12 protein-coding genes are annotated in these 12,813 nt (G+C 61.5%); 9 read left to right on the forward strand and 3 right to left on the reverse strand.

The window, feature by feature from the left end; translation table 11 throughout:
* Positions 1–11: 11 nt before the first annotated feature.
* Complete coding sequence (gene fghA, locus BLR72_RS07140) at positions 12–848, forward strand: S-formylglutathione hydrolase (RefSeq protein ID WP_091946823.1); 837 nt, start codon at positions 12–14, stop codon at positions 846–848.
* Positions 849–1,148: 300 nt separating this feature from the next.
* On the opposite strand, the gene BLR72_RS07145 is transcribed toward fghA, so the two are convergent.
* From BLR72_RS07145 to BLR72_RS07155, 3 genes are all read right to left on the reverse strand, one after another.
* Positions 1,149–2,348: an Mrp/NBP35 family ATP-binding protein gene (locus BLR72_RS07145; protein ID WP_091946824.1), complete on the reverse strand. Its 1,200-nt coding sequence runs from the start codon at positions 2,346–2,348 to the stop codon at positions 1,149–1,151.
* 97 nt (positions 2,349–2,445) lie between these two features.
* Positions 2,446–3,147, reverse strand: a complete 702-nt coding sequence (locus tag BLR72_RS07150) for a GntR family transcriptional regulator (protein ID WP_244506653.1) — start codon at positions 3,145–3,147, stop codon at positions 2,446–2,448.
* Positions 3,144–4,526, reverse strand: coding sequence for a formimidoylglutamate deiminase (locus BLR72_RS07155; protein WP_091946826.1), 1,383 nt, complete (start codon positions 4,524–4,526; stop codon positions 3,144–3,146). Before BLR72_RS07155 ends, BLR72_RS07150 begins: the two co-directional genes overlap by 4 nt.
* A gap of 84 nt (positions 4,527–4,610) precedes the next feature.
* Here BLR72_RS07155 and hutI point away from each other — a divergent pair, with 84 nt between their 5' ends.
* From hutI to BLR72_RS07195, 8 genes are all read left to right on the forward strand, one after another.
* Complete coding sequence (hutI, locus tag BLR72_RS07160) at positions 4,611–5,804, forward strand: imidazolonepropionase (protein ID WP_091946827.1); 1,194 nt, start codon at positions 4,611–4,613, stop codon at positions 5,802–5,804.
* 2 nt (positions 5,805–5,806) lie between these two features.
* Complete coding sequence (gene hutH, locus BLR72_RS07165; RefSeq protein ID WP_091946830.1) at positions 5,807–7,348, forward strand: histidine ammonia-lyase; 1,542 nt, start codon at positions 5,807–5,809, stop codon at positions 7,346–7,348.
* Complete coding sequence (hutG, locus tag BLR72_RS07170) at positions 7,345–8,148, forward strand: N-formylglutamate deformylase (RefSeq protein ID WP_027230606.1); 804 nt, start codon at positions 7,345–7,347, stop codon at positions 8,146–8,148. Before hutH ends, hutG begins: the two co-directional genes overlap by 4 nt.
* Entirely contained in the window at positions 8,148–9,818 is a 1,671-nt protein-coding gene (hutU, locus tag BLR72_RS07175) for a urocanate hydratase (protein ID WP_091946833.1), read from the forward strand. The genes hutG and hutU overlap by 1 nt, the downstream gene beginning before the upstream one ends.
* Positions 9,818–10,363: a HutD/Ves family protein gene (locus BLR72_RS07180; protein WP_091946836.1), complete on the forward strand. Its 546-nt coding sequence runs from the start codon at positions 9,818–9,820 to the stop codon at positions 10,361–10,363. Before hutU ends, BLR72_RS07180 begins: the two co-directional genes overlap by 1 nt.
* A 78-nt stretch (positions 10,364–10,441) precedes the next feature.
* The gene (locus BLR72_RS07185; RefSeq protein ID WP_027230608.1) at positions 10,442–10,822 is read left to right on the forward strand and encodes a hypothetical protein; all 381 of its coding nucleotides are present in this window, start codon (positions 10,442–10,444) and stop codon (positions 10,820–10,822) included.
* Positions 10,823–10,903: 81 nt separating this feature from the next.
* The gene (locus BLR72_RS07190; RefSeq protein ID WP_091946839.1) at positions 10,904–12,265 is read left to right on the forward strand and encodes a PepSY-associated TM helix domain-containing protein; all 1,362 of its coding nucleotides are present in this window, start codon (positions 10,904–10,906) and stop codon (positions 12,263–12,265) included.
* 23 nt (positions 12,266–12,288) lie between these two features.
* The gene (locus BLR72_RS07195) at positions 12,289–12,813 is read left to right on the forward strand and encodes a copper chaperone PCu(A)C (RefSeq protein ID WP_091946842.1); all 525 of its coding nucleotides are present in this window, start codon (positions 12,289–12,291) and stop codon (positions 12,811–12,813) included.

Consider the following 12,813-nt stretch of genomic DNA (forward strand, 5'->3'; position numbering starts at 1 on the left):
CGGGATCACCCATGGAAACGCTATCGACCGCCAGGACCTTCGAGGGAATTCAGGGCGTCTATCGCCATCGCAGCGAAGCCTGCCAATGCGACATGACCTTTGCCGTATTCCTGCCGCCGCAGGCGAAGGACGGTCCGGTGCCGCTCCTCTGGTACCTCTCGGGGCTTACCTGCACGCATCAGAACGTCATGGACAAGGGCGAATATCGCCGCGCCGCAGCCGAACACGGCGTCGCCATCATCTGCCCGGATACGAGCCCGCGCGGCGAGAATGTGCCGGACGAAAAAGACAACTGGCAATTCGGCAGCGGTGCCGGCTTTTATCTCGACGCCACGCAGGCGCCCTGGTCGACCAACTATCGGATGGCAAGTTATATCGGCGACGAACTTCCGGCGCTGGTCGCGGCCAACTTTCCCGTGGATATGGAGCGTCAGGGCATATTCGGTCATTCCATGGGCGGTCATGGCGCGATCACGCAAGCCCTGAAGCACGCGGGACGTTTCAAATCCGTTTCAGCGTTCGCGCCGATCTCGCGGCCCATGGTCGCCGGCTGGTCGCGCCCTGCCTTCGAGAAATATCTCGGGCCAGACGAAGCAGCGTGGCGGGCCTATGACAGCGTTGCGCTCATTGAGGATGGTGCTCGTGTGGCGGAGTTGCTGGTCGACCAGGGTAAGGCCGACGGATTTCTCGACGATGGTCTGCGCCCCTGGCTGCTGGAAGACGCCTGCGCCAAGGCCAGCATTCCGCTGACGCTCAATATGCGCGACGGCTACGACCATTCCTACTTTTTCATCTCAACCTTCATGGCTGATCACATTGCCTGGCACGGGAAGCGCGTGAAGGGCTGAGCGTTCCAGCTTTGAAGTGGCGTAGCGGCGCGGAACTGCTCCATTGCCCATAATTTGCTCGGCCGGCGCCGGCTAGGTCAGCTTCGATGAAATCCAGGCGGTCATACAGAGCCTAGTCTCCACTCTAAGTCCCAATTGAATTTCAACTTAGCCCTACCGGCACCCTCGGTTTTGACCCGAGGAGCCCGCAGCGGCAGCGTATGAGCGGAGAATTTGTAGCGGAGGCGGGCGCGCGTGGAGATCCCCGCGCCAAAGGCCGCATTACCGAGCGGCCTTAATGCAGACCTCAAGGAAACCGACTTACTCGAACACGATCGACGGGGCGGTGCGTCCGCCCTTGGCCGACTGCAGCTCGTCCCAGACCTTCGCCGCGATCTCGCGATAGGCCTTGGCTTGCGGGCCATCAGGGTTGCTGACGACAACCGGCCTTCCGCTGTCGGATGTTTCACGGATTTCCATAACGAGCGGCACTTCGCCGAGGAAGGGCACGCCGAGGCGTTCAGCCTCCTTGCGCGCGCCGCCATGGCCGAAAATATCGTAGCGCGCTCCGGTATCCGGAGCGATGAAATAGCTCATGTTCTCGACGATGCCGAGAAGCGGCACGTCGACCTTTTTGAACATGTTGAGGCCCTTGCGCGCATCGATCAGCGCCAGATCCTGCGGCGTCGAGACGATGACGGCGCCGGCAAGCGGCACCTGCTGAGCCATGGTCAATTGCGCGTCGCCCGTGCCCGGCGGCATATCGACGACCAACACATCGAGATCGCCCCACTCCACCTCGCGCAGCATCTGCGTCAGTGCCGACATCACCATCGGCCCGCGCCAGATCATCGGCGTTTCCTCCTCGACGAGGAAGCCGATCGACATGACCTTGAGCCCATAGCCCTCCATCGGCTTCAGCACCCGGCCGGAAACCACTTCCGGCCTGCCATGCAGATTGAGAAGGCGCGGCATGGACGGCCCGTAGATATCAGCGTCGAGAATGCCGACACGGTGGCCATTGGCGCTGAGGCCGAGTGCGAGATTGACCGCGGTGGTCGACTTGCCGACGCCGCCCTTGCCGGAGGCAACAGCGATGATCGCGCCAACGCCGGGCACGCCGGCCTTCACCGGCGCGGCTCCATGCGTGTGCGGCTGTGCGCCTTGCGCCGGGACACGCGGCGGCGGCGTGGCCCCGGCAGGTGCGGAACGTTGCACGGGACGGGGTGACGGCGTTGCTCGCGGTGCGTCATCACTGGTCGGGCCGCCTTTCTTTTCGGCGGTCAAGGCGACGACTGCACCGGCAACGCCGGGCAACGCCTTGACGACGCGCTCGGCGGCGGACCGCAGCGGTTCCAGTTCCTGGGCGCGGGCGGCAGGCACAGTGATCGAAAAGAACACCTTGTTGTCGGCAATGAAGATATCCGAAACGAGGCCGAGCTCGACGATGTTGCTGTTGAAATCGGGGCCCGTCACTGTCTTCAGCTGTTCGAGAACCTGATCTTTCGTCACGCCTGCCATTTAAAGTTCCATCCCTGTCGTTCCTTGGGGACTCAAATAGTGCAGTTGGGACCAAACGCCAATGATCATTTGCATTCCAGCGACGCGGCGGCGCCGATCAGAGTTGTGTCACCATGCGGTGCGAGCCGGGATGGATCATGCGAACGAAAGTGATTGGCTTTTGCGGCAGGTAGGTCAGGCGCTCAATGACGAACACGGGATCGTTCACGCCAAGATCGAGCATTTCGGCTTCGTCCGGGTCGGCGAGCCCAGCATGGAACACGATTTCAGCCTGCGAAAACGGTGAGTGAGTGACAAGCCATTCGTTCGGGCTGACGGTCTCGAAAGTCTCGTGGCGAATGGCCGGCACTGCGTCCAGATTGATCCAGCGGTCTTCATACTGGTAGGGCTTTTCATCGGAAAGGTGCAGACAGCGCACATGCAGCATGTCCTTGGCCTTGGTGATGCCAAGGCGCTTCGTCACGCATGCCGGCGCCTTTTCCACGGCATTGGAAACGAGGCGAAACTGATAGGCGCCGCCCTTGTTCTCGATCTCCTGGCGCACGATCGGGATGACGAAACGTGCCTCGCGCATGGGATGCAGCGCAACACGCGTGCCGGCCTTGCGCTTGCGCACCAGAACGCCGCCGCGCGCCAGCTCCTGCAGCGCCCGGTTTACGGTGGCACGGGCACAGCCAAACTCGATTGCAAGCACCTCCTCGCCGGGTATCAGCGCGCCTGGCGCCCAGACGCGCTCTGCAATGCGGCGCGCCATCTCAGCCTTGATCGCGTGGAACGATTTGCGCGCGGTTGCCGTCACACTCTCTCCAGAATCGACGCGAGGCGCGCCTTGTAGGACTTGAATATCGAAGCGCGATCGCGATGCCTGCCTTCGCGCACGACATGGCGTCCGGCCGACCAGACGTCGCTTACCGCATCTCTGTCGCCAGCAAATATCCAGCCGTCAAGCAGCCTGTCGCCGGTAAGGCCTAAAACCGCTGCGTTATCAACATCAAGGGCAATCATATCCGCCCATTTGCCGGCTTCAAGGCTGCCGCTCGCGCGCCCGAGTGCCTGAGCTCCGCCCAGCAAAGCGGCGTCGTAAAGCGTGCGGCCGCAGGATTTTCCGTCGCGCGAAAGCATGACGCGCGAGACGTCGCGCAGACGCTGGCTGTATTCGAGCTGGCGCAACTCCTCGGAAGGCGCAATACGAATATTGGAATCGGATCCGGTGCCGAACCGTCCGTCAGCGTTCAGATACTGGACGCCGTTGAAAATGCCGTCGCCAAGATTGGCTTCGGTGATCGGACACAGGCCGACCACCGCCCCGCTCGCCGCGACGCGCAGGGTCTCTTCCTCATTCATGTGGGTCGAATGGATGAGGCACCAGCGCTCATCGACGGGCAGATGATCAAGCAACCAGCTCATCGAGCGCTGGCCATAGGCGGCCTCGACTTCCTGAAGTTCCGGTATCTGCTCGGCAATATGGATATGGAAGGGAACGCCCGGAAAATGCTGTTCCAGCGCCTTCAAATCGCCTTCGTTCACAGCGCGGATGGAATGCGGCGCGACACCGAAACCGGCATCGGGGCTGACGCTGGCCGCAGCTTTCTTTGCCTCTTCAGCCAGCCGCTCATAGCGGTCGAGATCATTTCCGAACCGAAGCTGACCGCCGGCGAGCGCACGGCCGTCGACGCCGCCCTGCATATAGGCGACCGGTAAAATCGTCAGCCCGATGCCGGTTGCGCTGGCGGCGGCGGCGATGCGTTCCGACAATTCCCCGAGCTTTGCATAAGTCGCGCCGCCGGGCTGATGGTGCACATAATGAAACTCGGCGACGCTGGAATAACCGGACTCCAGCATTTCGACGAAAGCGAAGGCGGCAATCGCCTCAATCTCCTCAGGATCAAGAATATCGAGAAAGCGATACATGACTTCGCGCCACGTCCAGAAGCTGTCGCGTCCGGCGGGGCTGCGTGCTTCCGACAAGCCCGCCATAGCGCGCTGAAAGGTGTGACTGTGCAGGTTGCTTTGCGCGGGGAGCAACGTGTCGACGGTATAAGCATCTGATTCTGCGATGGTTTCCGGTGTCGCCGACGCGATGCGTCCAATCGCGTCGACGCGGATGAGCACGTTGTTTTCCCAGCCATTGGCCGTCAGGGCCCTGCGCGCAAAAACTGATTTCGTGGGCTCGCTCATTTCTTCTCCTGCACCCGATTGACATAATATGTATATACATAATAATGGTATGAGCAAGACCATAATGGGACACGGCCAACGCCAATGAGAAAAATCCTTTCGGGACTTCGGATCGCAACGCTGGAAGACATCGGCGCGCCTTACGGCTTGATCGAGGATGGCGTAATCGGCGTGGAAGGCGACCGCATCGCCTGGGTTGGCAAAGACGTTCCGGGCGACTGGAACCATGTAGAAATCGAGAATTTCGGTGGCAGGCTGGCAACGCCGGCGCTTGTCGATTGTCACACCCACCTCGTTTTCGGCGGCAACCGCGCCCGCGAGTTCGAAATGCGCCTTGAGGGCGCAACCTATGAGGAAATCGCGCGCGCCGGTGGCGGCATCGTATCATCGGTCAAGTCAACCAATGCGCTCAGCGAGGATGAACTGGTGGCGCAAAGCCTGCCGCGGCTCGACACCCTGCTGGCCGAGGGGATTTCGACGATCGAGATCAAATCCGGTTACGGCCTGAATATCGAAGCCGAACTCAAGATGCTGCGCGTTGCGCGAAGGCTTGCGACGCTGCGCCCGGTCCGGATCAAGACGAGCCATCTCGGCGCGCACGCCGTGCCGCCTGAATACAAGGGGCGCGCGGACGATTACATCGCCGAAGTCGCCCTGCCGGGTCTCGAAGCAGCGCACGCGGAAGGACTGGTCGATGCGGTGGACGGTTTTTGCGAGGGCATCGCCTTTTCGCCGGCACAGATCGCGCGCGTGTTCGACAAGGCCAAAAGCCTTGGCCTGCCAGTAAAACTTCATGCCGAGCAATTGTCCAACCTCGGTGGCGCAAAGCTTGCGGCATCCTACGGCGCCCTGTCGGCCGACCATCTTGAATATCTCGACGCCGAGGGCGCCAATGCCATGGCCGAAGCCGGTACCGTTGCCGTGCTCCTGCCCGGCGCGTTCTACGCCCTGCGCGAGGAACGGGCTCCTCCCGTGAAGCTGCTACGCGAAACAGGCGTGCGCATCGCCGTCGCCACCGACTGCAATCCCGGCACGTCGCCGCTCACCTCCTTGCTTTTGACGATGAACATGGCGTGCACTCTGTTCCGCCTCACCGTCGAGGAAGCACTCGCCGGCGCAACCCGCGAGGCAGCGCGCGCACTCGGCCTTCACAAGGATATCGGCACGATCGCGCCCGGAAAACGGGCCGAGATTGCGATCTGGAATGCAGAGCAACCGGCGGAGCTCTGTTACCGCATTGGCTTCAACCCGCTTCACCAGCTCTTCTTGAAAGCGTAACCATGACTGTTGTTCTCCACCCCGGCTCCGTGCCTATTTCAGTATTGGAAACCATCTATTGGCAGGGCGAGGCCGTACGGCTGGACCAATCGTTCAAGGCCGGGATCGAGGCTGCAGCGGCACGCATCGCCGAAATTGCGCGGGGCAACGCTCCCGTTTACGGGATCAATACGGGCTTCGGAAAGCTTGCCAGCATCAAGATCGATGCGGCCGATGTGGCGACCCTGCAACGTAATCTCATCCTTTCCCATTGCTGCGGCGTCGGCAATGCGCTGCCCGAAAACATCGTGCGACTGATCATGGCGCTGAAGCTTATCTCGCTCGGCCGCGGCGCTTCCGGCGTCCGTCCCGAACTCGTCAGCCTGATTGAGGGAATGCTCGACAAGGGCGTCATCCCAGTCATTCCGGAAAAGGGCTCTGTCGGCGCATCGGGCGATCTCGCTCCCCTCGCGCACATGGCCGCAGCCATGATCGGCGAAGGCGACGTCGTCTTCGGCGGCGAGCGGATGCCGGCGGGCGATGGGCTTGCGAAGGCCGGGCTGAAGCCGGTCGTTCTTGCCGCCAAGGAAGGGCTTGCCCTGATCAACGGTACCCAGGTTTCCACCGCGCTCGCCCTTGCAGGTTTGTTCCGTGCTCACCGGGCTGCCCAGTCGGCCTTGATCACCGGAGCGCTCTCGACCGACGCGGCGATGGGCTCGTCCGCGCCGTTTCACCCTGATATCCATACCTTGCGCGGGCATCGCGGCCAGATCGACACCGGGGCAGCGCTGCGACGCCTCCTCGAAAATTCACCGATCCGCGAAAGTCACATCGAAGGCGACGAGCGCGTGCAGGACCCCTATTGCATCCGCTGCCAGCCGCAGGTTGACGGGGCGTGCCTCGATCTCTTGCGCATGGCCGCGCGCACGCTCGAAATCGAGGCCAATGCCGTGACCGACAACCCGCTGGTCCTCAGCGATGGCTCCGTCGTCTCGGGCGGCAACTTCCATGCTGAGCCGGTCGCGTTCGCTGCGGACCAGATCGCACTTGCCATCTGCGAAATCGGCGCAATCGCCCAGCGCCGTATCGCATTGCTGGTCGATCCAGCCTTGAGCTACGGCCTGCCGGCATTTCTTGCGCGCAAGCCCGGCCTCAACTCCGGATTGATGATCGCGGAGGTCACTTCCGCTGCGCTCATGTCAGAGAACAAGCAGATGTCGCATCCGGCTTCGGTAGATTCGACGCCAACGTCGGCCAACCAGGAAGATCACGTTTCCATGGCCTGCCATGGAGCCCGACGGCTTCTGCAGATGACCGACAATCTGTTCTCGATCATCGGCATCGAGGCACTGACGGCGGCGCAAGGCATCGACCTGCGCAGTCCGCTCGCAACCAGCCCGGAACTCACCCGCGCCCACGGCGTTATCCGCTTAGCGGTGCCGACACTTGACGACGACCGCTATATGGCGCCGGACCTTCAGGCCGCAAGCGAGCTTGTTGCCTCAGGCGCACTGAACGCCGCGATTTCGGCCGAAATTCTCCCAGTTCTGGATACGCGTCTATGAGCATTGTCGAGGTCAAACAGGGATCGCTGCCGATCATCCTCGGATTTCCGCACACAGGCACGGATGTGCCTGCCGAAATCTGGTCGCGTCTCAACGAGAACGGCCAGCGTCTCGCCGACACCGATTGGCATGTGGACCAGCTCTATGATGGCCTCCTGCCAGGCGTCTCGACCGTCAGGGCGACGTTCCACCGCTACGTCATCGATGCGAACCGCGATCCTGCGGGTGGCAGTCTCTATCCAGGCCAGAACACCACGGCGCTCATTCCGGAAACCGATTTTGACGGGAAAGCCATCTGGCGCGACGGCGAAATGCCGACGTCAGCCGATACGAAGCTGAGACTCGAACGGTTTCATCGCCCGTATCATGAGGCTCTGTTCGACGAAATCCAGCGGGTGCGCAAGACGCATGGGCTAGCCATCCTCTACGATTGCCATTCCATCCGCTCGCATATCCCGTTCCTGTTTGCAGGGAAGCTGCCGGATTTCAACATCGGGACCAATGAGGGCACCAGTTGCTCGCCGGAAATTGCCTCTGCGGTTGGCCGCATTGCTTTTGCCGCCCGCGGCTACGACGCCGTGATCAATGGCCGTTTCAAAGGCGGCTGGACGACGCGTCATTATGGCAAACCTTCCTCCAATATTCACGCCATCCAGATGGAGCTGACGCAATCGTCGCATCTTGCGACCGAAGCGCCACCCTTCGACTACGACGAAGGCAAGGCCGAGAAGTTGCGCAGGCACCTCAAGGACATACTCGAAATCATCGCACAGACCGCCATTAAACTGGGGAGCAAGTAATGAACAATCCTAGGCACAATATCCGGGAAATCCGCAGTCCCCGGGGCAATGAGCTCAACACCAAATCCTGGATGACCGAAGCGCCCCTGCGGATGCTGATGAACAATCTCGATCCGGACGTTGCCGAGAACCCCAACGAACTCGTCGTCTACGGCGGCATTGGTCGCGCTGCGCGCACCTGGGACGATTTCGACAAGATCGTTTCGACGCTGAAGACCCTCAACGAGGATGAAACGCTGCTCGTCCAGTCCGGCAAGCCCGTCGGCGTATTCAAGACGCACTCCAACGCGCCGCGTGTTCTCATTGCCAATTCAAATCTGGTGCCACATTGGGCAACCTGGGATCATTTCAACGAACTCGACAAGAAGGGTCTCGCCATGTACGGGCAGATGACCGCGGGTTCGTGGATCTACATTGGCACGCAGGGCATCGTGCAGGGGACCTATGAAACCTTCGTCGAGGCCGGCCGACAGCATTATGACGGCAACCTCAAGGGCAAATGGATTCTCACGGGTGGTCTTGGCGGCATGGGCGGCGCACAACCGCTCGCCGCGGTCATGGCCGGCGCCTGCTGCCTTGCCGTCGAATGCAATCCGGATTCGATCGATTTCCGCCTACGCACCCGCTATGTCGACGCCAAGGCGGAGACGCTCGACGAGGCGCTGGAAATGATCGACCGCTGGACCAAGGCTGGCGAAGCCAAATCGGTTGGTCTTCTTGGCAATGCCGCGGATGTTCTGCCGGAACTCGTACGTCGCGGCGTACGGCCTGATATGGTGACCGACCAGACCTCGGCGCACGATCCGATCAACGGTTATCTGCCCAAGGGCTGGACCCTTGCCGAATGGCGCGAGAAGCGCGAGAGCGACCCGAAGGCCGTAGAAAAGGCCGCGCGGGCCTCCATGCGCGTGCATGTGGAAGCCATGCTCGCGTTCTGGAACCAGGGCATTCCCACGCTCGACTACGGCAATAATATCCGGCAGGTCGCCAAGGATGAAGGCCTTGAAAACGCCTTTGCTTTCCCCGGCTTCGTGCCGGCCTATATCCGTCCGCTCTTCTGCCGCGGCATCGGTCCGTTCCGCTGGGCCGCCCTGTCGGGTGATCCGGAAGACATCTACAAGACGGACGCCAAGGTGAAGGAGCTGACGCCAGGCAATACGCACCTGCACAACTGGCTCGACATGGCACGCGATCGCATCGCCTTCCAGGGGCTACCGGCGCGCATCTGCTGGGTCGGCCTCGGCGATCGCCACCGCCTCGGCCTCGCCTTCAACGAAATGGTACGAAACGGCGAACTAAAAGCACCTATCGTCATCGGCCGCGATCACCTCGATTCCGGTTCCGTCGCTTCGCCCAACCGCGAGACGGAAGCGATGAAGGACGGCTCGGACGCCGTCTCCGACTGGCCGCTGCTCAATGCGCTCCTCAACACCGCGTCGGGCGCGACCTGGGTGTCGTTGCATCACGGCGGCGGTGTCGGGATGGGCTATTCTCAGCATTCCGGCATGGTGATCTGCTGTGACGGCACGGACGATGCCGCCGAGCGGATCGGCCGCGTGCTCTGGAACGACCCGGCCACCGGCGTCATGCGCCATGCCGATGCGGGCTACGAGATCGCAATCGAATGCGCCAAGGAAAAGGGCCTAAACCTGCCCGGCATCCTCGGCTGATGCGTATATTGCGCGCCGGCGCCCACAAGCGCATGCCGTGGAAGAATGGCGCCGGCGTTACCACCGAGATCGCCATAGCGCCAGAAGGGGCTGCAATCGACAGCTTCGATTGGCGCATCAGCATGGCGAAGGTGCCGGATTCCGGCCCCTTCTCCGCCTTTGCCGGCATCGACAGGGTACTGGCGGTGCTTGACGGCGCCATGAATTTGCAAGTTGGCGCCGGCACGCCCGTGAAACTAGACTCGACCTCACCGGCACTACCATTTCCCGGTGATATTCCGACGCGCGCCGACGTCATCGAGACGGTAACCGATCTCAACGTCATGGTGCGCCGCGGCCGTTTTACCGCCCGTGTTACACCGCTCGAACGCCAGGAGCTGACAGTGGAAGCCAAGGAAACATTTCTGCTGCTTCGCTCAAAAGCTGCGTTGCATGCGGGCGAGACCGTCGAAATCGACGATGTGATCCACCTTGCTCGCGGTGAAACGCTGGCCTTCGTCCGCAAACCCGAAAGTTGCTGGCTGATCGAGATCGACGCCTCCTGATTTCATTGTCGCTTTGCCGCATAGATTTTGAGTTGACGCTGATGTATTTGATTGGCTCGAACTGGAATCGGGGCGTTGATGCGCGGAATTTGGCACGACTGGCGAACGGCATTGCGCATACTTTGCGCCATTGCGCTCGTATGCGTTGCCTTCGCGCATAAGCCGGTTGCCGCCGAAGCCCAGCCAATCGATCTTGCAGCCTATACGCTTCCCGACGGCACGGTTCCTGTCCTCTGCCTCCCCGGCAGCGGCGGCGAGGACAGCCATAAGAGCGTCTGGCATGGCACGGGCTGCGAAGCGTGCCGGCTCGCCGCATCGTTCATCCTGGCAGTTCCGCCATTTGTATCCGAAGCAAAATTCCAGCCGGAGCAATCGATAGCGATAGCGCGCAAATCGATCCTGATCGCGCGCAGCCTCTACCCGCCTTCGGCGCCGCCGCAAGCCCCACCTTTCGCCTGACACAGTTCGTGCCGTAGGGCACGTCACGACGGCCTGCGTTTGCAGATCGTCATGCTTTATCGTCAGACGATTGGATTACCAATGACCATTTCGAGCGTGGCTTCCGCGAAGCCCAATACAATTAGCCTATCCCTTTACCGAGCCGTGTGGCGCTGGCATTTCTTTGCCGGCCTGCTGGTCATCCCCTTCATGCTCAACCTCGCCATCACCGGCGGCCTTTATCTGTTCAATGACGAGATCGACAATACGGTCTTTGCCTATCGCAATGTCGTCGAGCCGAATGGGACCGCGCTTGCGCCCTCGCTCCTGACTGAAACCGCCAAAGCAGCCCTGCCGGGCTCCAAGGTCCTGCGCTATCGCGCCCCGGCCGAGCCAAGCCAGTCCGTACGCGTCATCGTTGGCACGAAAGCCGGAAAAACCTACGTCTTTCTCAACCCATATACCGGCGCTGTTCTCGGCACGGTTGCAGAGAAGGAAGAGTTCAACTGGGTCGTCAAGAAGATCCACAGCCTCGAATATTTCGGCCTCCCCTTCAACCGTATCGTCGAAGCGGTGGGCGGACTTGCCCTCATTCTCGTCGTCACCGGTTTCTATCTCTGGTGGCCGCGCAAACAGACCGGCGGCGTCGTCAGTGTTCGCGGCACACCGCAGAAGCGCGTGTTCTGGCGCGACCTGCATGCCGTAACCGGAGCTGGCGCAGGGGCGCTGATCTTCTTCCTTGCGATCTCCGGCATGCCCTGGTCCGGCTATTGGGGCGATAAAGCCAACTCCGTGCTTGCCAATGCCGGCCTCGGTTATCCGACCCAGCTTTGGGACGAGGTTCCGACCTCCGAGGTGCCGACCAAGGATGTCCTGACCAATGCCGGCTGGACGGTCGAAAACGCGCCAGTTCCGACATCCTCGCCGAGCAGTGCTTCGCCGGTAGGTCTCGACAGCATCGTGGCGTCGGCCAACGCGGCTGGCCTGACCCCGGGATTCGAGGTGTCGCTGCCCTCAGGCAAAACCGGCGTCTACACCGCTGCGATCTTCCCAGACGATATCGCAAAGCAGCGGACCATTCACTACGACCAGTACAGCGGCAAGCCCCTCATCGACCTGAAATTCGGCGATTATGGCGCGGGCGCCAAGGCGATGGAATTCGGCATCGGCGTTCACATGGGCCAGTATTACGGGGTCGCCAACCAGATCGTCATGCTCATGACCTGCCTTGCCATCGTCCTGACCTCGGTGACCGCTGTCGTCATGTGGTGGAAGCGCCGCCCGTCCGGTCGGCTGGGCGTGCCGCCCATGCCCACGCAGAAAAGTGTTTTCGCTGTCCTGACCCTTGTGATCCTTGGCTTCGGCGTACTCTTTCCCCTCACCGGGTTCGCCATTCTCGCAATGTTGATCCTGGATCAGTTGCTCACGCGCATACCCTCGCCCCTCAAACGTGTATTCTCTTGAAATCCGAAGTGGAGACCCTTTCCATGAAAACACTGTCAACAATTGCCGCGGCGCTTCTCGTGTCCGCTTCTTTCGCCCTCGCTGCGGCCGCCCATGATCACTCGGCAATGCAGGCCGGCACGGAAATGACTGACGCCGGCGGGATGGAGCCGGTAAAGGCCGGCGACCTCACCTTGAGCGATGCCTTCACCCGCGCCACGCTGCCCGGAGCCAAGGTTGGCGGCGGCTATGTGACGATCGCCAACGGATCGAAGGAAGCCGACCGCCTCATCGGCGGCTCCACGCCTGTTGCGGAGCGGGTCGAGGTCCATGAAATGAAAATGGATGGCAGCGTCATGAAGATGCGCCAACTGAAGGAAGGCCTCGATATTCCGGCTGGCGAGACGGTAAAGCTGGCGCCGGGCGGCCTGCACCTCATGATGATGGGGCTGAAATCGCCGCTCAAGGAGGGCGACATGGTTCCTGTTACCCTGGAGTTCGCCAAGGCCGGCAAGGTGGACCTGCAATTGATGGTCGGCGCGGCCAACGCCACCGACATGGGACACTGA

Origin of the sequence: Phyllobacterium sp. YR620 (assembly GCF_900104165.1) — a bacterium.
GTDB lineage: Bacteria > Pseudomonadota > Alphaproteobacteria > Rhizobiales > Rhizobiaceae > Phyllobacterium > Phyllobacterium pellucidum.

Bases quoted from the DNA above. Each gene is read 5' to 3' on its own strand.
- BLR72_RS07190 (WP_091946839.1), top strand. From the start codon at position 10,904: ATGACCATTTCGAGCGTGGCTTCCGCGAAGCCCAATACAATTAGCCTA.
- hutH (WP_091946830.1), top strand. From the start codon at position 5,807: ATGACTGTTGTTCTCCACCCCGGCTCCGTGCCTATTTCAGTATTGGAA.
- BLR72_RS07180 (WP_091946836.1), top strand. From the start codon at position 9,818: ATGCGTATATTGCGCGCCGGCGCCCACAAGCGCATGCCGTGGAAGAAT.
- hutG (WP_027230606.1), top strand. From the start codon at position 7,345: ATGAGCATTGTCGAGGTCAAACAGGGATCGCTGCCGATCATCCTCGGA.
- BLR72_RS07185 (WP_027230608.1), top strand. From the start codon at position 10,442: ATGCGCGGAATTTGGCACGACTGGCGAACGGCATTGCGCATACTTTGC.
- BLR72_RS07145 (WP_091946824.1), bottom strand. From the start codon at position 2,348: ATGGCAGGCGTGACGAAAGATCAGGTTCTCGAACAGCTGAAGACAGTG.
- fghA (WP_091946823.1), top strand. From the start codon at position 12: ATGGAAACGCTATCGACCGCCAGGACCTTCGAGGGAATTCAGGGCGTC.
- BLR72_RS07155 (WP_091946826.1), bottom strand. From the start codon at position 4,526: ATGAGCGAGCCCACGAAATCAGTTTTTGCGCGCAGGGCCCTGACGGCC.
- BLR72_RS07195 (WP_091946842.1), top strand. From the start codon at position 12,289: ATGAAAACACTGTCAACAATTGCCGCGGCGCTTCTCGTGTCCGCTTCT.
- hutI (WP_091946827.1), top strand. From the start codon at position 4,611: ATGAGAAAAATCCTTTCGGGACTTCGGATCGCAACGCTGGAAGACATC.
- hutU (WP_091946833.1), top strand. From the start codon at position 8,148: ATGAACAATCCTAGGCACAATATCCGGGAAATCCGCAGTCCCCGGGGC.